The following is a 21,661-nucleotide window of genomic DNA, read 5'->3' as shown; positions in this document are numbered from 1 at the left end:
TTTTTTTTCAAAAGTCAACATGGCTTCCTAAAATTGTGGTAAAATATGACTCTTTGCCAGATTGCGTTCCTATTCGAACCGCTAAACCTGGGTAATCATGAATTTTTTAGGAGTTAGTATGGCGATTGTGGCTAAACGCACTGTTATGTCCCTATATTCCAACGCTGAAGATATCTATTCACACCAAGTACGCATTGTATTAGCTGAAAAAGGGGTTAATGTTGAAATATACCAAATTGATTTAGATCATCAAAACGAAGAGCTTCTTGAAATCAATCCCTATGGCAGCATTCCTACCTTAATCGATCGCGACTTGGTATTATATGAAGCGCGCATTATTATGGAATATTTGGATGAGCGTTTTCCTCATCCGCCATTATTGCCGGTATATCCCGTTGCCCGCGCAGAATCAAGAAAAATGATGCACCGTGTAGAAACGGATTGGTATTCCTTAATGCGTATTATTCTTAGCGGTAGCGAAGAGGCTGAATCAGCCCGGCAATATTTAAAAGATAGCTTTATTGCATTAGAGCCGGTATTCGCCGATAAACCTTATTTTTTAAGCGAAGAATTTTCATTGATTGATTGTGTCATAGCACCGTTAATGTGGCGATTCTCTTCCTTAGGGATCGAGATTCCAAAACAACATATTGCTCTTCACCAATACATGAATCGACTCTTCCAAAGAGATTCGTTCCAAAATAGTTTAACCGATGCAGAACGACAATTAAGGGTTGCCTAATTATGCACATGACACCGAATAAGCCCTATTTTATTCGAGCGATCTATGATTGGATCATTGATAATGATGCAACCCCCTATATGTTGGTTGATGCCACCATGCCGATGGTTGAAGTTCCCCAGGCATTTGTCAACAATGGCCAAATCATCCTCGATATATCCCCCAGCGCTTCTCGGGGGTTGCATCTAGGCAATGACAGAATTATCTTTACCGCCAAATTTTCTGGGATCAGTACCCAAATTGTCATCCATCCAGCAGCGGTGATGGCTATTTATGCCCAAGAAAACGGTAGAGGCATGGAATTTGGTCCGGAGTTCAACAAAGGGTTTTCTTTTGAAGAAACATCAAACCCCGCCCCGATGCCTACCCAGCTTAAATCAAATGATCGAAAGCGACCTTTTCTGAAGCTTGTTGATCTAGACGAGAAAGATAAAGGCGATTAGCCGCTTCAAAGCAAGTAGTCCCCAATAATTCTTTATAGCTCGCCGCATGTGAGTTTGGGCTTATTCGTAAGCTCTGAACACGTTAAATTTGGCGGAGAGAGAGGGATTCGAACCCTCGATACGTTTTCACGTATACACACTTTCCAGGCGTGCGCCTTCGACCGCTCGGCCATCTCTCCAAATTGAACCAAAAAGAGAAAGGAAAACTACTTTTTGGGAAATCGAGACGGGGATGTTACAAAATAATGCTTAAAAAATCAAGTGAATCGCGATCCTTCAACGATACTTGCTTTCAAACTCAGTAATCGCTACTTCCAATAATCGTTGCTGAGCGGCTTTCGGGTTTTGTGCTACAAATAATTGACAGCTACGGCTGTTCAAATTGGAACAGATGGGAACAGGTGTGGCCGTTGATGCATCTTGCCATAGACTCTTCCCTGGTAAGAAGCTGTAGGTGAGGGCATTTCGATTAATTTGCTTTATCGTGGCATAGTTTAAGTGATGCATGGTGGTCGCCAGCATGTATTGTTGGGTAAGATTGGTTTGAAGTATCCCTTCATCGTCAGTTGATAAGACAACGGGAACACCTGCAGCCAGATAATGCAACAGAGGATGCTCCTTTCCACTGATGCCAAGAATCGCTTCGTTACTGGATAGGTTGATTTCAACAGCGATGTTACGTTCTTTCATGGTTTTCATGGTCCCTGTCGCATCGTGCTCGGATAAAATATCCACCCCATGGCCTATTCTTTCCGCATTGCCAATTTGAATAGCATCATGAACATGAGAGGTTAAGCCACTCTGGGGGACTAATCTTGCCGATAGTTCCCCGGCATGTAAACTAATATGCACATTCGGATACACTTGATGTAAATATTGAAACACAGCCATTTGCCGTTGATAATCTCGCATGGAAATTGGTCCATCTTCTGGTTGAACCAGGTTGACTCCCACAAAGGGTCCTTTGCGATTCGCCGCTTCAAATCCATTTAACGCTTGTGCAAACAACTTCTCAATGGGCTGTTCTCTCAATACATAATAATGAAAGCGCACCAAGACCTGGCATGCTTTTTGTTCAGGATTTTGTTGGCAATTGAGCAAATGATGTGTATCTGATAAGATGTGCGAGGCTTGGCTCACTGTCATGTCAATCGTTTGTTGAAACGCAGGGTTTGCGAGTAATTTGTTGCGTTGCTTATCCAACTTATTCCAATTTAATTTTTTAGGGGCCAGCTGGGTAGAGACAGCGTTGTCGGTTAAGACCATAATTTCTAAGTACTGTTCATTTTGGTTAGCCGCGCGTTCAACAACATCTTTAAGCATGTGAGCGTGGTACTCTTTCACTATAGGCATAAATTTCATAAATGAAGCAAAGAAATGATCATGTCCGCCACGTACATCTTTGGCTTTAAATCCAATCATGGTCCAGGCTTTTAACAAACGTTCATAAATGCCTTTTTTAGATAGGAGTTTCGTGGGTACTTCACAGGGTTGCTCTCTTTTTTGCACGGCGTTATTTTCTAAATCTAAACAAAACTTTTGATTGTTTTTGGCTAATTGAAGCATGGCTTGCGGGTAGGCACCACCAGCAAGATGATAGTGTAACTCACCGCCTTTGGGCATTTCATGTAAAAAATGATAGAGTGCATTGGGATCTTTTTTTAATTGCTCAAAATGGGTATCAATATTTGCCAGTGCAGAAGTAGTAATGAGTAATAAAAGCGGGATACGAATAAACATGGATAATATCATGAGCAAAATAAAGTCAATATGTTAAAAGAATATTATAAAGGAATTAAATTAAAAAGCTATGGCGATCTGACTATTTATGAAAATTTATCTTTGCAGTTTAAGGCCGTAAGCCGAACGCGAAGATTAACCTATCACACTTTGCTATGTATAAAGCACGATTTTAATCTTCAAACTTTGCTGGCCTGGATAGCAGGTATTTAACTGCATCAATGGCTGGAATGTTCTGGTGAAGGATGGCATAGATTTGTTCAGATATAGGCAGTTCTACCTGGTATTGTTTGCCTAACTGATGGATTTGGCTGGCATTGTATTTTCCTTCCACCACTTGGCCAATTTGTTGTTCCGCCATTTTGATGTCAATCCCTTGTCCGAGCAATTTTCCAAAACGGCGGTTCCGGGATTGGTTATCGGTGCAAGTTAATACCAGATCGCCCATCCCTGCTAAGCCTAAAAAGGTATTGTCACGTGCGCCTAAATGCCGTCCAAGCCGTCGCATTTCCACTAAACCACGGGTAATAAGCGCTGCTTGGCTATTGGCACCATAGTGAAGGCCATCACTGATTCCACAGGCAATGGCGAGTACGTTTTTCATTGCGCCACCTAGCTGAACACCAATCATGTCATCCGATAAATAGACGCGTAGCATGTCATGGTGAAGAAGGTTTAACAGCGTTTTCATGTGTTCGGTATCATTGCCAGCAATGGTGATGGCAGTGGGAAGCCCGTTGGCAACTTCTCTGGCAAAAGAGGGTCCCGAAATGACTGCCATGGCAACATGGTCTCCCATTTGCTGGGTAACACACTGACTTAATAATCGGTTTGTTTGAGGATCAATCCCCTTTGTTAGCCAAGCAATGCGTTTCAGATGACGGGGTAATAAGCGAAGCAGATCGTTAAATCCATGCGAAGGAATAGCAATGATAACTTCATCGCTTTGGTTTATTGTGTCCTCGAGGTTCGAAGAGACCTCAATGCTTTTAGCTAACTGGAAGCCAGGAAGATATTGCTCATTGATCCTGTCTTGGTTTATCTTTTTTGCCTTGGCAGGGTTGTGCGACCACAAAATGACATGGTGCCCTTGCCTGGCAAGATGGATGGCCACTGCGGTGCCCCAAGATCCGGCACCGAGTATGGCAATTGAAGTGGCAGGTTTGCCTGTCATTAATGTGCCTTTTCAGACTCTTCGGATTGTTTTTGTTGCATATATAATGCATCAAAGTTGACAGGTGCTAACACTAATTGTGGGAAGCTCCCTCGGACGACTTCGGAAGTGATTGCTTCACGGGCGTATGGGTAAAGGATACTGGGGCAAAAGCTACCAAGTAAATGATCTAATTGATCGCCAGGGGCGCCTTTAATCGTAAATATCCCAGACTGTTTTATTTCTGCTAAAAAAGCAACTTGGCCTTCGTTTTTAACTGTAGCAGTTACATGAAGGACGACTTCATAAACACTGTTTTCAAGCATGGTATGTGAGGTATTTAAGTCTAAAGATAACTCGGGTTCCCATTTTTGCTGGAAAACGGCTGGCGTGTTTGGTGCTTCGAAAGACATGTCTTTCGTATAAACCCGTTGAATCAGGAATTGGGCTTCATTTTTATTTTCTGCGCTTGCTTTTTCAGTCATTGTTATTTATCCCCTAAACCGAGTAGTTGATTTAATTGCCCTGTTGCGTCCAGAGCGTGCAACTCATCGCAGCCACCAATTGGTTGGCCATTGATGAATATTTGAGGTACCGTGTGGCGACCCGAAAGCGCGATCATTTCTTTACGGAGTTCAGGGTGCACATCCACACGAATTTCCTGGTAAGGAACCTTTTTACTATCGAGCAACGCTTTTGCCCGATGGCAATATGGACAAGACCATGTGGCGTACATTATCACGTCTGCCATTGATGATCCTTAATCTTTAACGAGGGGTAAACCGGCATCTGTCCATGCTTTGATGCCCCCTTGGAGTACTTTCACTTGATTAAAGCCTTGCTTTTTCAACTTGGAACCTAATGGTGCTGATTGCAGGCCATTATCGCATACTAAAATAGTATGGGTATTTTTTAATTTTTCAAGATGTGGTTGGTTAAACTCTTCTGCATTGACTTTGACAGCATCAATAATATGGCCTTTGTTAAATACCTCTTTTTGCCTTAGGTCAAAAATCTTGACTTCATCATGATTCATTAAATTGACCAGCGATTGAGGTGAAATCGATTGAGCCTGTTGTTTAGCTGTCAACATTTCATTAATCCATATGAGGATCAAAACAACCACTAATCCGCCAACCAAAGGCCAGTGGTGAGCTATAAATTCAACAAGTTGTGTCATGTTTCCACCGTGTATGCATAACTGGCTTAATTATGAAGATAAATGAGAGCAAACGCAAGTGTGAGAAGCGCATTCTCAAAACTGACTCAATACTTCTGTTAACGGTTGCCCAATGGCCGATGCTGGTTTTTTGATAGCGAGCAACAAACTAATCGTTGGTGCGATGTCGGTGGTGCCGACGGGCCGATAAATCATTTGATGACGCCAACGTCCATTAAACACCAAGAGCGGGACACTGCGGTCATTTTGCCAAGGTGAGCCATGCATCACGCGGACATCTTCATAAGGACTAAGTGAGTGATTTGAAAATGGGACAACATACATATCACCGCTGCGTGTTGGCACACTCATGGCATTGACGAGTTGATCGAGTTCGTCATCAATGCTCTTCTGATAGGGCATGGGGGTTGCTCTAAAAATTGGACTGATGCCATTGAGCGAGGATGCAATGCTTTTTTTGATGGTATCTAAGTCGAGATGTTTCTCAGAAATTAAGCGATGATTAAAATACACATAAGGTAGCTCGATCGCTTGTATGGCATCCTTTTTCAAATGCCACTTACTTTTTAGCAAACGCTTTATTTGTCGTGATACGGTAACGGCTTCTTTCCGGTTATCTGGCTTGATATGGCGGGAAATCAAATCCACCGAACTATCATTAACGCCATGATCGGCAGTTAATATAATGAGTGTATTATCCAAGCCAACTTGGCTATCAATGGCATCGAGCAAATCGCCAATTTCTTTATCAAGATGATATAAATTGTCTTCACTCTCAATGCTATTGGGGCCGAATTGGTGGCCAATGGCATCATTACCTGAAAAACTAATCGACAGATAATCGGTTTGGTTTTGATTGAGACCGAGTTTTTTTTCTTTGAGTAAAGCCATAGCAAATTGGTTGGTTAAATGATCCGCTTGCGGGGTCATTGCCAAGAATTTTTTATATTTTTTACCTTTCGGGTTCCCTGTTTCATGGGGGAAATTAGCATTAAAATTGGGAAAACGGTTGGCAAATCTTGGTGCTTTATGATTGTAATAATATGTCACAGGGTGAGACATGTCCCATCGATAGGATTTTGCAGGATGCGCTTTATTCCACTTTTCAACCCAATTGGGTAACGATTGAAAATAGAAAGTACTGCTTGTGACTTGGGCAATATCGCGATCAAACCAAAACGCTTTGCCACTATGGCCTGCCATGGTAATGGCTGAGCGGTCTTTATAGGAAACAGCATAGACTTGCCCTTTATTTGCCAATCGCCATTCATCGGAAAGCGTCGTGGTGGTTAACCACCGAGGGGAGCGTCCTTCGTCTTTGTTTTTGGGCTGGGATAATTGGGGGTGTTTCGGGTCATCGACACAATAAACCGTCTTTTTTGAAGCCCTATCGAACCAATTGTTACTAATTATGCCATGGAAAGAAGGGGGGGCGCCTGTCGCAATGGTTGCATGGCCTACGCACGTCACCGTGTTAGCATGGTTATGGGTTGCATTGCGGTAATCCACGCTGTGACTAATTAATCGGTTAAATCCCTTTTCGCTAAAATGGTTCTCGTACCTGGCCAAAATATCCGATCTGAGTTGGTCGACAACTAATTGCACAACCAATTTGGGCTGCTGGGCAGAGACGTTCACAAGAGACGCAGTTAACGCACAAAATAGAGAAAACCGTTTCATAGGATACTAATTATGAAGAATTGAAACTTCAGGCATTGTAGCGATTTGCTAGGAGGCAGGCAAGCCTGCTCCTTACTCCTCAATTTCATAGCCAAACATTGCCCACTCTTGAATCCCACCATTCACTGAAAATACTTGCTGATAACCAAGCGAAAGGAGCACCTGGGCTGCATAAAGCGAACGAACGCCACTTCGACAATGCAGATAAATAGGCTTATTTTTGTCGGTCGTCACTTCATGGATTCTTTCTGCTATGGTGTCCTTTGGTAGGTGTTTAGCACCGGGTATATGCATGAGATCCCATTCATCTTGCTCACGAACGTCGATGAGGCATAGATTACTATTTTCATCTCGTTTTTGTTTGAGTTCGTGGACATCAATGCAAGGAATGTTAACTTCGTTCATACGATTTTTCTCCGCTTGTCGGACGTGTAAGGGTTGAATGGTGAATAAACCAATAGATAGCTGCTATGATTACCCCGCCTAACAATGTGGCGAACGCCCATGTGGAGGGGGAAACTAGTGCGGTCCGATGGCCTAATTGATTAATTTTACCCGCATCTTTAGCAACGGCACCCGCAAATAACAAATGGATGATGATGTTAACAATCAGTAAAATATATTGAAACGTTACTATCGATGAGCTTAATTGGGTAAGGAATTCATTCATGATTTAACTCATAGTTAGGTTGATAGGGTTGTCGCCAGGATAACAGACCGATTGCTAAGAGAATCAGTACCGTGCCTAATAACTCATGCCAATCCGGCCTTTCACCAAATAGCAAGGCTCCCCAGAATATGCCTGTGACCGCGACAACACCGCCGGTCAAACTATAATAAACCGGACCCGCAAGTCGAATCAAACGAAAGAAAATAAGATAGCCTAAACTGGATAAAAATATCTCTAAAACCACGACTTTTTGGCTCAAATTCATCGGCCATGTCAGCGCATAAAATGCCTGTTGGTTGTATACGATGGGTGTTAAGAATAAGGAGGCTGCAATCAACATACCTGCGGCGGCAGATAAAGGATGAATGTCATTTTTCTTGGAAGCAGAAATATAAATCGCACAAAGGGCAAAACTTAATGGGGTGATTAAGACTAATAGCTGCCAACTATGCCAGTTGAAACCGCCCGCAGGAAAGACAATAAATCCTAAACCAAATAAACCAATGAGGATGGCAACTAAGCGACTCAAATCAAGGTATTCTTGTTTAAATAATAAGGCTAACGGGTATACCATCAAAGGAACGGTATTCACTAATACGGCCAAGGTACCTGCTTGAATCTTACTGGCAGCAAAATACATATTAGTGTTAGGAATGGCAATGCCAATAAGTCCACATACAATAAAAAAGAACCAATTTTTTGAGTTCAGTAAGCTTGGATCACGATTGATTAGGCAAATTAAGCCTAGCAAGATGGCTGGGCCCACTGATTGCCAAAAGGCATAACCCAAGGGATGCACTTCATGGGTCATGGCAAAACGAGCGATGGAATAACCGGAGCCCCATACAAAGCCTAGCAGGAACAACAAAAAAAGTCCTTTGAGGGTTTGACTTTGAAGTCCCAATCGATTATTGGCATCTGATTTAATTATTTTTCGCTGAATCATTCACTTAAGAAGTCTAAATCGGTTACTATTACTGTTCATCTAAAACATATGCTGCAACACTTGTATCACCTAACACTTGGAGAGTCAACATGTTGACGAATGAGATGACAGTTCCACACATTACTACGGCCTATCGTGGCCCACTCCATCTTTTGGAAAAAAAGATACTCTCCCAAGTTAATTTGATTGAAGACTGGTTCCGAAAACAGTGGACAATTTACCAACCCCCTTTAACCACATCCGTTGATTTAAGGCACGCAGGATTCAAACTTGCACCGGTGGATACCAATTTGTTCCCGGCGGGGTTTAACAATTTAAATGCTGAGTTTTTGCCTCTTTGTGTGCAGGCAATGCAAGCCACCTTAGCCAATTATCAAACAGGCTGTAAACGGGTTTTGATTTTACCGGAAACCCATACGCGCAATCCTTTTTATACCCAAAGCCTTTCTGTTTTAAGAGGCATTGTACAAAAAGCTGGTTATGAGGTTCGAATTGGCAGCCTGGATGGGGAAAAGCAAGCCCCCTATGAGGTAACCGCTGCTTCTGGGGAAACCATTTTATACGAACCTGTTATTCGAAAAGATAATCATATTATGATTGATGGGTTCAAGCCGTGCCTGGTGTTATTAAATAACGATTTATCCTCAGGCATTCCAGATTCGCTAAAAGGGCTTGAGCAAACGATATTGCCAACCACACAACTTGGGTGGACAAGCCGACTGAAATCGACTCATTTTCGTTTCTATAAACAAGTAGCCCAACAGTTTGCTGAGCTAATCGATATTGACCCTTGGTTGGTTAATCCCGATTATGCATCTGTCGAGGGCATCGATTTTATGGCGCAAGAAGGCTTAGAGCAGTGTGCTCAAGCGGTTGATACTTTACTTTCTCAAGTCAAGCAACATTATCAAGAAAAGGGGATACGTGAGACACCTTTCGCTGTTGTTAAAGCCGATAATGGCACCTATGGGATGAGTGTGATGATGGTTCATGATGGCGATGATGTCAGAAACATGAATCGAAAGCTACGTACTAAAATGGCTGCGTCCAAGGGCAGTCAGAAAGTCTCTCGCGTCATTGTGCAAGAAGGGGTCCATACCTTTGAAACTGTGGATGGTGGTGCCGTTGCTGAGCCCGTGGTGTATATGATAGGCCCTTATGTGGTGGGCGGCTTTTATCGAGTCCATCAAGGGCGTGGTCGAGACGAAAATCTCAATGCGCCTGGCATGCATTTTGTGCCGCTAGCATTTGCAGAACCTTGCAATATGCCTGATATCAGCGATGATGAAAACTCGCCTAATCGATTCTATATTTATGGTGTGATTGCTCGGCTTGGTGCACTAGCAGCTGCTTATGAACTGGCTGCGATAGAAAGTAAAGAAAGATTATAGGACGCTTTGACGATGAAACTTGCTATCGTGATGGACCATCCCTCACAAATTAAGCCGTATAAAGACTCAACTGTTGCTATGATCCTTGCTGCTCAGGCGATGGATTGGACGGTGCATTTTTTAACTTTGGAGGATTTATATAGCAGCCAAGGACACGCTTTTGGCAAGATGAGTGCTATTAAAATCACCGATGATAAGGCAAAAGACTGGGCTGAAATCAAAGCAATCGGCGATATTCCCTTAGCTGATTATGATATTATCATAATGCGTAAAGACCCCCCCTTTGATATCGAATACATCTATGCAACGTATACACTCGACTTAGCGGAAAAAGCGGGGGTTTTAGTTGCCAATAAGCCTCAAAGTCTTCGCGATGCCAATGAAAAATTTTTCACCCTTCATTTCCCCCAGTGCTGCCCAGAAACATTAGTCAGTCGTGATATGCATCGATTAACCCAATTTTGGGCCACACACCAAAAAGTCATTTTTAAACCCCTAGAAGGCATGGGAGGCAAGTCTGTCTTTTTTGTTGATGAACAAGGGCTAAACCTGCCTGTCATTTTAGAAACGCTCACTAAAAATCAAAGCCAATCAATCATGGCACAAAAATTTATCCCTGAAATCTATCAAACCGGTGATAAGCGCGTATTGCTCGTGGATGGCAAACCCATATCACACGCCCTAGCCCGCATTCCCGCCAAAGGCGACATGCGCGGCAATCTCGCCGCGGGTGCTAAAGGCGTCGTCCAGCCGCTAACTGAGCGCGACTATTGGATAGCCAGCCAAGTAGGACCAACACTTAAAAAAATGGGGTTATACTTTGTGGGCATTGATATCATTGGTGATTATCTAACAGAAATTAACGTCACCAGCCCCACCTGTATACGAGAAATCGAAGCAGAAACCAATTTAACCATCGCTAAAGACTTGTTGGTGGCATTGGCGAGTAAAATAAAGTAAAAAATTCCGAATCTGTCGCAAATCATCGCACCTCAAAAATTTTCGTAGCCCGTATGAAGGCCTGCGGCCTGAGGTATCTTCAGTTTTCTAAAGCAAGAAAAAGTTGTCGTCGTTGCGAGCCTTTATACAGACCTTGAAAAACGTACCGAACTAACTTCGTCGTCACTGCGAGCAACGCGAAGCAGCCCAGAAGATCGATGAGTTCAAATAATAAACAAATTGTGAGGTTAGTTAAGAGCAAAGCGAAGCAATTCAGTACAAATCTTCAGCGTGACATCGATCTGGATTGCTTCGCTTGCGCTCGCAACGACTAAATTTGAGGCATCTCCCAAAAACTGAAGATACCTCAGGCCTTAGGCCGTAATACGTATATGGACTTATCCGGGATTAAAACCCGAGATAAATGAAGTTACATGAACGCTATTGACGTTTGATTTGGTAGAAACTTGAAATGCTTTTTTGTTGTCTCTGCTTCGCCGAGAATTTTCCCCGTATTACGGCCTGCGGCCTTCATACGGGCTGGTATTGGATAGTACTCCTTACCCCAAACTACCGAATCTGCCGCAACGCCTCATAAAGTAAGATCGCCGTCGCATTCGACAAATTTAAACTGCGACTGTGGGCTTGCATGGGAATATGAATAGCCGTATACCGTTCGCGTATGGCATCGGGTAAACCACGCGTTTCAGGTCCCATCAGTAACATGTCTTCATCTTCAAAGGTGACATCCCAAAAGGATTGACTTCCTTTGGTAGAGCAAGCAAAAATACGACGCTGCTGATTTTGCTCAGCAAATTGGTCAAAATTATCGTAATGTGCGATGTCAGCAAATTCATGATAATCAAGGCCCGCTCGACGCAATTGTTTATCTTCCCAACGAAACCCAAGCGGGTGGATGAGATGGAGCTTTGCCCCTGCATTGGCGCAGAGGCGAATTATATTTCCAGTGTTGGGTGGAATTTCAGGCTGATACAGTACGACGTGAATCATGCTCAACTTTAGCGTTGTTGTGGTTAGCTTTGCCGTTGTTCGTATCATCGTCGATATAATCGCCGACTTCTTCCTCGTCCACATATAATGAACCGGCATCAGCCACAGGGATTGCTCCATTAATTCGATAGTTGCGGTTTTGCAAATAGGCATCGCGAATAAAGGCATATTTATCCAATGCTTCCGCAATTAATTGATCCGTTTCAAACAGTTGAGAACGCAAATCAATATAACGAAGGCCTAACAAGCTATAAACAAGGGCATCATTATTGATATAGGGGTATGGCATGAAAACAGAAAAGTCAAACACAGAACCTGCCCCATCACGAATCGTGCTTGGTCCTAAGAAGGGTATGACGATGTAAGGAGAATTCTTATCGCCCCACTTAGCAAAGGTTAAACCAAGATCATTGCTATGCGGTGGTAAACCCATTTGGGTCGCTGCATCAAAGAAGCCTGCAATGCCTAATGTTGAGTTAATGAGAAAACGCCATGAATCCTTGATAGCATCACGCCACTGGGCTTGTAAAATATCATTGGCAACCGTTGGCAGCATATGAATATTGTCATAAGCATTATCAATGCTACCTCGAATTGGCCCTGGCACCATGGCTTTATAAACACGAGCTGGCGGCCTTAAAATGGTTGCATCAAAGGCAACGTTGAACTTATGCGTTTCACGATTGAGTGATTCATAAGGATCTTGTGGGTTAGGGCCACGCTTTATACAACTGGTAAGCGATAAGACAACCAGCCCAAGGGCCAGGCAGCGATGCATCATTTTTATCATTCTTAATAAAGATCAGTAACTTAATTTATAGCAAATTATAGGTGGCTGGGAAAGAAATTTTTATTCCCCAACTGAAGACATCGCCACCGCATGGAAACCAGCATCCACGTGCAACACTTCCCCGGTAATGCCTGACGCCATATTCGAACACAAAAATGCAGCGGTTTGCCCCACTTCTTCAATGGACACATTTTTCCGTAATGGGGTCATTTGCTCATATGATTGCAACATTTTCTTAAAGTCTTTCACACCGGAAGCCGCCAATGTTTTGATTGGACCAGCTGAAATGGCGTTTACCCGAATACCCATTTCACCCATATTCAAGGCAAGATAGCGAACAGCCGCTTCAAGGCTAGCTTTAGCAATACCCATCACATTGTAATTGGGGACGGCTTTTTCCGCGCCATAGTAACTTAAGGCAATAATGGAGGCTTGGCAGTCTTGCATCATGGGATATGCCGCTTTAGCGAGAGCAACTAGGCTATAAGCAGAGATATCATGGGCAATTCGAAACCCTTCGCGGGTTGCATTTTCAAGATAATTTCCGCCGATTTGATCTGCTGGGGCATAGGCCACAGAATGCACTAAGCAATCAAGATGCGACCAATGTTGTTTTAATGAACTAAAGACAGCATTGATTTCATCGTCCGATGCGACATCGCAAGGGAAAACAAGTGACGAGCCAAATTCAGCGGCCATTTTTTCAACGCGCTCTTTTAACTTATCGTTTTGATAGGTAAAAGCAAGCTCGGCCCCTTGTTCATGAAAGGCTTTGGCAATGCCATAAGCTATGGATCGATTGCTGGCAAGGCCGCAAATTAGTGCTTTTTTTCCTTGTAAGAAACCCATGGATAACTCCTTAGTCGGTTGCATGATTGGCCAATAACTCTCGCATTTTTGCTTGAATCATATCAATGGCGATACGATTTTCCCCACCTCGCGGTACAATAATATCCGCATGAAGGCTTGAGGGTTCAATAAATTGAAAATACATTGGTCGCACGGTTGTTTCGTATTGATGGATGACCGACTCAAACGAACGATGGCGTTCAACCACATCGCGCTTTAGCCGTCTGGTTAAGCAAATATCAAGTGGAGTGGACATGAATATTCGGATATCCATTAACTCCCGCAAACTCTGATCACTGAAAAGTAAAATTCCTTCGAGAACGATGATCGCATGATCGCCCACTTCCCGTGTTTCGGGTAACCGTTCATGCTTCGAATGTGAATAAATAGGGATTTTAACACTTTTACCTTTTTGAAGTTGCCTAAGGTGTTCAGCCAGCAAGGCATGGTCAAAGGCATTGGGGTGATCGTAATTAATTTTTTCACGCTCAGCAAAGGGTAAATGACCATTATCTTTATAATAGGCATCTTCGGAGATGACTGCTACTTGGTCTGAACCAAGTTCATTGACAATGGTATTGGCTAATAAGCTTTTGCCAGAAGCAGATGGCCCGGATATGCCAATAATGATGGTACGTTTATTCATAATCTTAAGCGCTGAAAATTTGAACGGATAATAGCATTTTTTTTTGCTTGGATTCAACGTTTTAATAAGACATAAAGCGCGCCAGTGCCACCATCTTTGGGAATAGCGCTATGAAAAGCAAGCACTTCGGGCAATTGTTGCAGCCAAACATTGACCAAATTTTTAATGCGTGGTGGCTCAGCACCGTAGCTGCCTTTTCCATGAATAATCAACACACATCGAATGCCTGCTAGCCTGACTTTTTTAAGATAAGTTAATAACGCCGCTTTTGCTTCATCACCGCGAAAACCATGTAAATCAAGTTGACTTTGAAAAGCAATCGTCCCGCTTTTCAATTGCTTCATGCGTTTTAGAGGGAGCGGATTTTGTTGGTAGGATAGGGTGGTGTGGTCAAATACTGGTTCATTGATAGCGTCTGATAAAAACCGCGCATTGTCTTTATTTTCAGGATACGTAGGATCTATTGGCACAAGTTTTTCGCCCTGAGAGGGAAACTTTAGCGGTTTATCGTCCCGTTTCTCCGTGTTTTTAATCGGCTTAACACCGGCCATCGCCTGGCGAAACAACGCTTTATCCTCCGGAGATATTTTTTTGTCGCTCATCATTCGCCAAATTAACCATTTATCAAGTAGTTATCCTAAGTATAAGCGAACGGCCTAGCTTAATCAGCAAAAAGAGCAATAAATGATTAAATATTATCTAATATAGACAAAAATTTGTCACATATAGGCTATTATTAAATATATAATGTGATAACTTTGAGCGAAATGATGTCTGAGCATTCCGATGTACAACCTGTTTTAAAGGTGAATGGCTTAGTAATCAAGGAAGATTCAAATGGCAAGCTATCTTTTGCCAAGCAAAATAGCACGGTAACGGATGGCGATATTCTAACTCTTCTCAATGGGCAAGCGGCCTTGCTTTTGCAAGGGCATTTACCCATGATATTAGAGGTCATGAAGCCGGTTGCACTGACCGGTCTCTCACCCATTGTTGATAACAATGAAGCCAGGACAATCGAAGAATTATTAATCGATGAATTTAGTGAAAAAGGTGTCGATATTGGCTTGATTATGGAAACGTTAGAAGCGACCGCCGCAGGAGAAAGCGAATTAAATAGCGGTGGCGCAGAATTTACAGTAGTCGATCCTCTCTACGCTCAAGGTGCAGTCACTGCTGGGTATCCCACAAGCCCGATATCGAGATCATTTGAGCCTTTTCATGAGGAAGTGTTTTTCTTTGAACCAAGAGAAACCAGGTTAATAGAGGCCAGTGAGATACTTCCTACCCCATTATTTACAGGGGTTGTCTTAGGATCTCTTAGAGTATTTGAGGATGCGCTCTCTGGCGCAAACTTTGAAAACCTAGCGATTCAAAGAATATCAGACACGATATCGTTAACCCCATTATTTAACCCAACACCTGGTGTAACCGTATCATATTCCTGGAACGGGACCACAAGCACATTACCAGCGCTCACATCGAATCAAGCCCAAATTGAGTACAGTGTTTCGGGGAATGATTTGATAGGAAAAATAACCGGTACAAACACAGAAATATTACGATTTAATTTAAATCCAGATGGGACATTAGAACTAAAGATATCAGGCCCTATCGACCATCCAAACGCAAATGGCAATGATCTAGAGTTTATGAGTTTCGACATTTCTCAAGCCATTCGCGCTAATTTCTCAAATGGCGGGTTTATGGATTTGCCAGCGAATCATGTATTTGCGGGTATTGAAGATGATGTGCCTATTGCAAATATTACACTAAATCCAATATCAATACATTTAGATGAAACGATAGGTGGTACAGATACCCCATTAGATGATGATGGAACCACAGATGCATATGGTATCCGCATTGGCCAAGCCAGTACGATATTGGTTAGTTCTGCTGCTAATTCAGGATCGATTGGAGGAGATCAAGATGGCGGCTCAAAAGTCTTATCGTTAACCATTAACACCAGTTTATCGGGCTTACAAACCACCGATGGCACCGATATTTATTTATTTAGTGAAGGCGATGGCAGTGTTACNGGGCGAGCTGGAAATAATGCCGCAGGCGATGTGATCCTTCGCTTTGAATTAGCTCAAGATGGGACCGTGACAGTCACCCAATATGACTCATTAAGACACTCAGATTCACCTAATAACTATGATGAAAGCATAAGCCTTGGAAACGGGGTGTTATCTGCAACGATAACAGTGACCGATGGCGATGGGGATGTGGACGTTGACAGTGAAGACTTAGGTGGCTTAATTAGCTTTGATGATGATGGACCCAGTGCTGATATTACCCGGGTTGGTGCAGCAACGATTGCCTTGGATGAAACCATTGGTGATGGTGATGATTATACGGTCGCGGATGCTTATGGAACGCCCATTGGACAAGCCAGTGCGCAATTGGTGAGCACAGCGGCAAACTCTGGTGAAACAGGCTCTGATGATGAAGGGGCTACCAAAGTCTTATCGTTAACCATTAACACCAGTTTATCGGGCTTACAAACCACCGATGGCACCGATATTTATTTATTTAGTGAAGGCGATGGCAGTGTTACCGGGCGAGCTGGAAATAATGCCGCAGGCGATGTGATCCTTCGCTTTGAATTAGCTCAAGATGGGACCGTGACAGTCACCCAATATGACTCATTAAGACACTCAGATTCACCTAATAACTATGATGAAAGCATAAGCCTTGGAAATGGGGTGTTATCTGCAACGATAACAGTGACCGATGGCGATGGGGATGTGGACGTTGACGGTGAAGACTTAGGTGGCTTAATTAGCTTTGATGATGATGGACCCAGTGCCTACAACTTCTCCCGCCAAGAACTAGCCGCTGAAGGGGCTAAGACTAATTTGATGCTGATTCTGGATGTGTCTGGCAGTATGGGCAATAACAATAATTTGGGACTTAATACTTTAATTAATTCGTCTTTGGAATTGTTAGAGCAATATGAAGCACTTGGTGAGACTAAAGTTAGAATAATAGCTTTTGCATCGGATGCGACTTCATCTTTCGATGGGGTTGATAGATGGATGACGATTGATGAAGCGAAATCTGTGATAAGTAATTTAGAATTAGGAAATCAAATAGGTTTGGGTAACTTAACAGATTTTGATGCTGCACTTGATACCGCGGAAACAGCTTTTAATACAGGAACGGTTGGTCAGTCTGACGGGCGGATTGCGGATGCACAGAACTTGTCATATTTTATTTCTGATGGAAATCCTACTGAAGGTGGTGGGATCACCGGATCTGAGATTACAGATTGGACAATGTTTTTAGAAGATGAAGATATTCGTTCTTATGCACTAGCTATGGGATCGGGAATAACTCCTGGAAATCTTGACCCTATTGCTTATGATGGCTTTGCTCAAGCTGATATCCCCCCTAATGTAGTCGAAGATATTAATGACTTAACTGATGTTTTAGTCAGCACTATTACAGCAGCCCCCATTTCAGGGAACTTACTGACAGATCCTTTCCCAGTTGATGGCAGTTTTGGCGCAGATGGTGGTTATATTAAATCAGTCACTGTGAATGGCGTGACCTATACTTATAATTTACCAAATTCAATATCAACCTCTGGCATAGCAACGAATGGGTCGAATTCACACACGTTTGATGGCAACCATGTCTTGATTATCACAATTAATCCTTCGGGAGAACAATTTCTTGTGGATATGGATGATGGCAATTACACCTTTACGCCGCCAGCATCAATCACCACTGCCATTAATCAGACAGTTGATTTTACATTAATTGATAATGATGGTGATACGTCTAGTGCGACGGCAACCTTTAACATTGGCGTTCCAGGGCAGAATCCTGTCTTTGTCGTTCGAGATGATTTGATTTTAACCAATCAACCTGAGGTATCAGGACAAGATGTGATTAATATCCCCATCTGGGCTTTAACGCAAAATGATATGGGTGGAGTAGGAATCCCAAATCTAACACTACTCGGACCTGCTATAGATGGGACAACCAGCATCGTAGGTAGCAACGTGCAGTTTACAGAAGAGAGCAATGGAGCAGCTGATGGTGGGTCGTTTAATTACACCAATACAACAGGCAGTCAAAGTGCTAATGCTAATGTTGTACTTAATCGTACTCAAGTTTTAAATGGGACATTTAGGAACGAAGTTCTTATAGGAAATAATGGGGCTATTATTAATTGGGAAGAAAATTTCTCCCTAGGTTATAACCCTCCTGGTGGAACTTGGCCTGTCCCATGGGAAGAGTTGGATGATAATAATAATGCTAATACAGGAAGAGTAAAAATTGATTCAGGCTGGTTGGAGTTTACTGGAACAGGTAGTGGAGGGAATGTATCTCTACTTAGCGGTAAATTACCGCTTCTAGGCTATACAAATGTAACGCTTTCGTTTGATTGGCAAAAAGATATTAGCAGTACAGGTGAAGATGTAAGAGTATTTATTACCAGTAATTATAATGGTGCAAGTACTTCATGGACAGAACTACTAGAGTTAGATGGAAATGGCCCCGACCCCGGTAGCGGATCTTTTAGTGTGGATATCTCGTCTTACTTAGGTGGTAACGATATTCGGATTAGATTTGAAGGGGAAGGGAACCTTGACCCCGGTGAATACGCTCGGTTTGATAATATTCAAATAGTAGGTAGTGCTAATCCTAATGATATAATCAACGGTGGTGATGGCGACGATGTGTTGCTGGGCCTTGGTGGCAATGACACTTTAAATGGCGGTAAAGGACAGGATGTCCTAGACGGTGGAACTGGTAACGATACTTTCGTTTTCGCTAGTGGAGACTCGATTGCTAAATTAGGTGGTAGTGGTGATAACGGTACTATTACACGATTTGATGTTATTCGAGATTTTAACGTTGCTAATGACCGAATCAACCTACCAGGTACTTTCCCAGGATCTCTGTTTGCTGTAGCAGATACAGTTGGATTTAACGGACAAGACTCCGTGTTAACTATCAATAGCCAAACCGTAAAATCACACTCAATATCTAATGGTATTATTAGATTTGATGATGCGAACACTTTTAATAGTTTAGGCGCCTTGGAATTAACATCTTTTTCCCATGTGGCAGCAGTGGTTGACTATTTACAAAGGAATGATTTGGGGAATGCTGGTGCTACCGTTGCTTTTAACGCGGTCATCGATGGAGTTAATCATACTTTTATTTATCAACAGGTTGGCAATAGTCAAAATGTCAATAACGACATCCTCGTCGACTTACTAAACATTCAAGGAGTACCCTTCCCGCTTACTAACTTGTCAACGTTGATTTCTTCGTCCGTGGTATTCCCAGTTATTGTCGATTTATACAACGACGGCTTTACCTTCGTCCCACACACCCACCCTACCACTCAAGTTCGTTTTGATTTTAATGGGAATGGTGTCCCTATGATGTCGGCTTGGATTGGGGCGATGGAAGCGTTTTTGGCCATTGATTTAAACCTGGATAATAAAGTGAATGATGGTTCTGAAATTATCTTTGCTGATCCGGAAAATGGCGCCTTTACCGATTTGGCGGGGCTTCGATTAAACTATGATACCAATATGGATGGGGTGCTTGATGCCCAAGATGCGGCTTTCTCACAATTTGGATTGTGGCAAGATGTTAATATGAATGGTGTCAGTGAGGAAGGTGAATATAGAAGCTTAAGTGGTTATGGCATTGTTAGTATTAATTTGCTGAGTGATGAGCAAGCGTATAACGCTGCGAACGATGAGGTGTTAGTATTTGGTGAATCAACCTTTACCTATGCGGATGGTAGTACTGGTAAACTAGCTGATGTGGCATTATCTATCTTTGATAGCGATGTTAGCGAGGCAACGCTTAATAACATTATTCATTTAATGGATTCGGATGATACACTTGAAATACCCGATGATTTTGGTCATCTCGGTCGATATATTGGCGGTGCTGGTATTGATACGATTGTCTTTCATGAAACGGGTATGAATTTGTACTCTACTGAAATCAACGATCATTTCCAAGGAGGATTTGAGTTGGTGGATATGAGTGGCAATGGCAGCAATACGCTTGAACTTGATTATGATGCTGTTATCAGTTTAACCGGAAATGAAAGTGAATTAGGTTTAAGTCTTGAAAATCAAGGGAATGTCTCCGTTTTAAAAATCATCAGCGATAGCAGCGATAAAGTCATCCTTCATAATGCTGAGCAAGTTGAGCTAGGGCCAAACGATAATTTAGGCACGGAAGGTAGTGGTAATTTGTATCAATTATCCAATGGTCAAGGCGATGTGGCTTATGTGCATGTGACTAGCGTTACGGGGGATGTGATTGATTTGCCGGTGATTGATCAGATTGTGCAGTAGATTGGGGTTTAATTATTTTTGAATGATCATCGATAAGCAAGTAGCTGTCGTTAAGAGCCTTTATACGGGGTCTGAAAAACGTTCCGAACTAACTTCGTCGTCACTGCGAGCAACGCGAAGCAGCCCAGAAGATCGTTGAGATCAAATAATATACAAATTGTGAAGTTAGTTAAGAGGAGCCGGAGCGTAGCGGAGGGGACGAAGCAATCCAGAAGACCGCGATCGCTCATAATTCCACTAACTTATCATATAAGTCTTCCCAAAAGGGATTCACACTTTCAATTAACGCTATTTTCTTTTGCCTTGAGCCTCCTTTGAGTTGTTTTTCCCGTGTTATGGCGCTCATTATGTCGTCTGCGAGTTCGTAATACACCAGGTATTTACAACCGTATTTTTTGGTAAATCCGCCAATATTGGCATATTTGTGTTCGAATACTCTTCTGGTCAAATCATTGGTGACCCCTGTGTAGATGGTACCATTTCGTTTGTTTGCCATGATATATACGGCAGGTTGTCGTTCACTCATGTTATTTCCTTTTTTTGGACTTATTTAAGCGGGGAGGTTTCTATTGAAGATATCGCTTAGAAATAAATTCTATAGGGTGGGAGGGGATGAGTATAGTAAATTTTTCTTTTTCCAGGTTATTTTTCTCTGGAAACACATGGAACAAACCACGAGCATTCTGGATTGCTTCGTCCCCTTCGCTGCGCTACGGCTCCTCGCAACGACAGGGAGTGTGGATTGCTTCGTCCTCTCCGCTGCGCTGCGGCTCCTCGCAACGACGGGGAGTGTGGATTGCTTCGTCCCCTCCGCTGCGCTACGGCTCCTCGCAACGACGGGGAGTGTGGATTGCTTCGTCCCCTTCGCTGCGCTACGGCTCCTCGCAACGACGGGGAGTGTGGATTGCTTCGTCCCCTTCGCTGCGCTGCGGCTCCACGCAACGACGGGGAGTGTGGATTGCTTCGTCCCCTTCGCTGCGCTGCGGCTCCTCGCAACGACGGGGAGTGTGGATTGCTTCGTCCCCTTCGCTGCGCTAGGGCTCCTCGCAACGACGGGGAGTGTGGATTGCTTCGTCCCCTCCGCTGCGCTAGGGCTCCTCGCAACGACGGGGAGTGTGGATTGCTTCGTCCCCT

20 protein-coding genes and 1 tRNA gene are annotated in these 21,661 nt (G+C 43.1%); 5 read left to right on the top strand and 16 right to left on the bottom strand.

Translation table 11 applies throughout. From position 1 onward, the window contains the following. Positions 1-118 precede the first annotated feature (118 nt). Positions 119-742 (top strand): stringent starvation protein SspA, encoded by a 624-nt coding sequence (gene sspA / locus AB3348_RS04950; protein ID WP_367606457.1) that lies wholly within the window; start codon positions 119-121, stop codon positions 740-742. A 2-nt stretch (positions 743-744) separates the two neighbouring features. Further along, positions 745-1,185, top strand: coding sequence for a ClpXP protease specificity-enhancing factor (locus AB3348_RS04945; protein WP_367606456.1), 441 nt, complete (start codon positions 745-747; stop codon positions 1,183-1,185). A gap of 89 nt (positions 1,186-1,274) precedes the next feature. Here the strand turns inward: AB3348_RS04945 and AB3348_RS04940 are convergent. The 10 genes from AB3348_RS04940 to AB3348_RS04895 form a co-directional block, all read right to left on the bottom strand. Beyond that, a tRNA-Ser gene (locus AB3348_RS04940) sits at positions 1,275-1,364 on the bottom strand. 97 nt (positions 1,365-1,461) lie between these two features. Then, positions 1,462-2,937, bottom strand: coding sequence for an adenosine deaminase (locus tag AB3348_RS04935; RefSeq protein WP_367606455.1), 1,476 nt, complete (start codon positions 2,935-2,937; stop codon positions 1,462-1,464). Positions 2,938-3,097: 160 nt separating this feature from the next. After that, positions 3,098-4,099 (bottom strand): NAD(P)H-dependent glycerol-3-phosphate dehydrogenase, encoded by a 1,002-nt coding sequence (locus AB3348_RS04930; RefSeq protein WP_367606454.1) that lies wholly within the window; start codon positions 4,097-4,099, stop codon positions 3,098-3,100. Next, a complete protein-coding gene (gene secB / locus AB3348_RS04925) occupies positions 4,099-4,563 on the bottom strand; it encodes a protein-export chaperone SecB (RefSeq protein WP_367606453.1) in 465 nt (154 codons plus the stop codon). Before secB ends, AB3348_RS04930 begins: the two co-directional genes overlap by 1 nt. Positions 4,564-4,565: 2 nt before the next feature. Further along, positions 4,566-4,829 (bottom strand): glutaredoxin 3, encoded by a 264-nt coding sequence (grxC, locus tag AB3348_RS04920; protein ID WP_367606452.1) that lies wholly within the window; start codon positions 4,827-4,829, stop codon positions 4,566-4,568. Positions 4,830-4,838: 9 nt separating this feature from the next. Beyond that, positions 4,839-5,258 carry a rhodanese-like domain-containing protein gene (locus AB3348_RS04915; RefSeq protein ID WP_367606451.1) on the bottom strand — a complete coding sequence of 140 codons (420 nt, stop codon included), beginning with the start codon at positions 5,256-5,258 and terminating at the stop codon, positions 4,839-4,841. A 75-nt stretch (positions 5,259-5,333) separates the two neighbouring features. After that, the gene (locus AB3348_RS04910) at positions 5,334-6,938 is read right to left on the bottom strand and encodes an alkaline phosphatase family protein (protein WP_367606450.1); all 1,605 of its coding nucleotides are present in this window, start codon (positions 6,936-6,938) and stop codon (positions 5,334-5,336) included. 72 nt (positions 6,939-7,010) lie between these two features. Further along, complete coding sequence (locus AB3348_RS04905; protein ID WP_367606449.1) at positions 7,011-7,343, bottom strand: rhodanese-like domain-containing protein; 333 nt, start codon at positions 7,341-7,343, stop codon at positions 7,011-7,013. After that, positions 7,330-7,611, bottom strand: coding sequence for a hypothetical protein (locus tag AB3348_RS04900; RefSeq protein ID WP_367606539.1), 282 nt, complete (start codon positions 7,609-7,611; stop codon positions 7,330-7,332). The genes AB3348_RS04905 and AB3348_RS04900 overlap by 14 nt, the downstream gene beginning before the upstream one ends. After that, positions 7,601-8,554, bottom strand: coding sequence for a DMT family transporter (locus AB3348_RS04895; protein WP_367606448.1), 954 nt, complete (start codon positions 8,552-8,554; stop codon positions 7,601-7,603). The genes AB3348_RS04900 and AB3348_RS04895 overlap by 11 nt, the downstream gene beginning before the upstream one ends. 89 nt (positions 8,555-8,643) lie before the next feature. Here AB3348_RS04895 and gshA point away from each other — a divergent pair, with 89 nt between their 5' ends. Then, positions 8,644-9,945: a glutamate--cysteine ligase gene (gene gshA / locus AB3348_RS04890; RefSeq protein ID WP_367606447.1), complete on the top strand. Its 1,302-nt coding sequence runs from the start codon at positions 8,644-8,646 to the stop codon at positions 9,943-9,945. A 12-nt stretch (positions 9,946-9,957) separates the two neighbouring features. Then, the gene (gene gshB / locus AB3348_RS04885) at positions 9,958-10,905 is read left to right on the top strand and encodes a glutathione synthase (RefSeq protein ID WP_367606446.1); all 948 of its coding nucleotides are present in this window, start codon (positions 9,958-9,960) and stop codon (positions 10,903-10,905) included. Between the two features lie 549 nt (positions 10,906-11,454). Here gshB and trmL read toward each other — a convergent pair. The 5 genes from trmL to AB3348_RS04860 form a co-directional block, all read right to left on the bottom strand. Next, entirely contained in the window at positions 11,455-11,895 is a 441-nt protein-coding gene (trmL, locus tag AB3348_RS04880; protein WP_367606445.1) for a tRNA (uridine(34)/cytosine(34)/5-carboxymethylaminomethyluridine(34)-2'-O)-methyltransferase TrmL, read from the bottom strand. Continuing rightward, on the bottom strand, positions 11,867-12,676 hold the full coding sequence (locus AB3348_RS04875; protein WP_367606444.1) for a VacJ family lipoprotein: 810 nt from the start codon (positions 12,674-12,676) through the stop codon (positions 11,867-11,869). The genes trmL and AB3348_RS04875 overlap by 29 nt, the downstream gene beginning before the upstream one ends. 69 nt (positions 12,677-12,745) lie before the next feature. Next, the gene (locus tag AB3348_RS04870) at positions 12,746-13,534 is read right to left on the bottom strand and encodes an enoyl-ACP reductase (RefSeq protein WP_367606538.1); all 789 of its coding nucleotides are present in this window, start codon (positions 13,532-13,534) and stop codon (positions 12,746-12,748) included. A gap of 10 nt (positions 13,535-13,544) precedes the next feature. Then, on the bottom strand, positions 13,545-14,180 hold the full coding sequence (gene udk / locus AB3348_RS04865; RefSeq protein ID WP_367606443.1) for a uridine kinase: 636 nt from the start codon (positions 14,178-14,180) through the stop codon (positions 13,545-13,547). Positions 14,181-14,233: 53 nt separating this feature from the next. Beyond that, complete coding sequence (locus AB3348_RS04860) at positions 14,234-14,785, bottom strand: Smr/MutS family protein (RefSeq protein WP_367606442.1); 552 nt, start codon at positions 14,783-14,785, stop codon at positions 14,234-14,236. 144 nt (positions 14,786-14,929) lie between these two features. Between AB3348_RS04860 and AB3348_RS04855 the strand changes: the two genes are divergently transcribed. Continuing rightward, positions 14,930-20,527, top strand: a complete 5,598-nt coding sequence (locus tag AB3348_RS04855) for a DUF5801 repeats-in-toxin domain-containing protein (protein ID WP_367606441.1) — start codon at positions 14,930-14,932, stop codon at positions 20,525-20,527. A 226-nt stretch (positions 20,528-20,753) separates the two neighbouring features. On the opposite strand, the gene AB3348_RS04850 is transcribed toward AB3348_RS04855, so the two are convergent. Beyond that, complete coding sequence (locus AB3348_RS04850; protein WP_367606440.1) at positions 20,754-21,053, bottom strand: GIY-YIG nuclease family protein; 300 nt, start codon at positions 21,051-21,053, stop codon at positions 20,754-20,756. Between the last annotated feature and the right edge of the window lie 608 nt (positions 21,054-21,661).

This window comes from Legionella sp. W05-934-2, from assembly GCF_964199965.1.
Classification (GTDB): domain Bacteria; phylum Pseudomonadota; class Gammaproteobacteria; order Legionellales; family Legionellaceae; genus JAFIFT01.
This window is presented reverse-complemented; position numbering and strand designations above follow the sequence as displayed.

Bases quoted from the DNA above. Each gene is read 5' to 3' on its own strand.
- gshB (WP_367606446.1), top strand. From the start codon at position 9,958: ATGAAACTTGCTATCGTGATGGACCATCCCTCACAAATTAAGCCGTAT.
- AB3348_RS04910 (WP_367606450.1), bottom strand. From the start codon at position 6,938: ATGAAACGGTTTTCTCTATTTTGTGCGTTAACTGCGTCTCTTGTGAAC.
- AB3348_RS04860 (WP_367606442.1), bottom strand. From the start codon at position 14,785: ATGATGAGCGACAAAAAAATATCTCCGGAGGATAAAGCGTTGTTTCGC.
- AB3348_RS04895 (WP_367606448.1), bottom strand. From the start codon at position 8,554: ATGATTCAGCGAAAAATAATTAAATCAGATGCCAATAATCGATTGGGA.
- AB3348_RS04870 (WP_367606538.1), bottom strand. From the start codon at position 13,534: ATGGGTTTCTTACAAGGAAAAAAAGCACTAATTTGCGGCCTTGCCAGC.
- AB3348_RS04935 (WP_367606455.1), bottom strand. From the start codon at position 2,937: ATGATATTATCCATGTTTATTCGTATCCCGCTTTTATTACTCATTACT.
- AB3348_RS04850 (WP_367606440.1), bottom strand. From the start codon at position 21,053: ATGAGTGAACGACAACCTGCCGTATATATCATGGCAAACAAACGAAAT.
- secB (WP_367606453.1), bottom strand. From the start codon at position 4,563: ATGACTGAAAAAGCAAGCGCAGAAAATAAAAATGAAGCCCAATTCCTG.
- AB3348_RS04930 (WP_367606454.1), bottom strand. From the start codon at position 4,099: ATGACAGGCAAACCTGCCACTTCAATTGCCATACTCGGTGCCGGATCT.
- AB3348_RS04915 (WP_367606451.1), bottom strand. From the start codon at position 5,258: ATGACACAACTTGTTGAATTTATAGCTCACCACTGGCCTTTGGTTGGC.
- AB3348_RS04875 (WP_367606444.1), bottom strand. From the start codon at position 12,676: ATGATGCATCGCTGCCTGGCCCTTGGGCTGGTTGTCTTATCGCTTACC.
- trmL (WP_367606445.1), bottom strand. From the start codon at position 11,895: ATGATTCACGTCGTACTGTATCAGCCTGAAATTCCACCCAACACTGGA.
- sspA (WP_367606457.1), top strand. From the start codon at position 119: ATGGCGATTGTGGCTAAACGCACTGTTATGTCCCTATATTCCAACGCT.
- grxC (WP_367606452.1), bottom strand. From the start codon at position 4,829: ATGGCAGACGTGATAATGTACGCCACATGGTCTTGTCCATATTGCCAT.
- udk (WP_367606443.1), bottom strand. From the start codon at position 14,180: ATGAATAAACGTACCATCATTATTGGCATATCCGGGCCATCTGCTTCT.
- AB3348_RS04945 (WP_367606456.1), top strand. From the start codon at position 745: ATGCACATGACACCGAATAAGCCCTATTTTATTCGAGCGATCTATGAT.
- AB3348_RS04905 (WP_367606449.1), bottom strand. From the start codon at position 7,343: ATGAACGAAGTTAACATTCCTTGCATTGATGTCCACGAACTCAAACAA.
- gshA (WP_367606447.1), top strand. From the start codon at position 8,644: ATGTTGACGAATGAGATGACAGTTCCACACATTACTACGGCCTATCGT.